Below are 301 nucleotides of genomic sequence, written 5' to 3'. Positions count from 1 at the left end.
TACGCGGTCTGGCCGCTGTCGGGCGAGACCACCTCGCCCCGCGGCGGCACGGCCTTCGAGAACACCGCGGCGGTCGCCATCCCGGACGCGGGCGCGGCCGTGTCGTCCCCGATCACGGTCACCGGGCGGACCGCCAACGCCCCAGCCGCCCTCCAGGTGGCCGTGGCCATCAAGCACAGCTGGCGCGGCAACCTGGTGATCGACCTGGTCGCCCCGCACGGCACCGCCTACCGGCTGAAGAACTCCGGCAACGACTCCGCCCCCGATGTCGACGCCACCTACACGGTGAACGCCTCGGCGG

At 73.8% G+C, this 301-nt stretch carries 1 protein-coding gene; it reads left to right on the top strand.

The window, feature by feature from the left end:
- The coding region (locus UK12_RS35285) for a proprotein convertase P-domain-containing protein (protein ID WP_045307311.1) at nt 1-301 on the top strand (301 nt) is incomplete at both ends.

It is taken from the genome of Saccharothrix sp. ST-888, from assembly GCF_000955975.1.
In the GTDB taxonomy this organism is placed as follows: Bacteria; Actinomycetota; Actinomycetes; order Streptomycetales; family Streptomycetaceae; genus Kitasatospora.
Note: the sequence above shows the minus strand (reverse complement) of the source record. Positions and strands in the feature narration are given on the sequence as shown.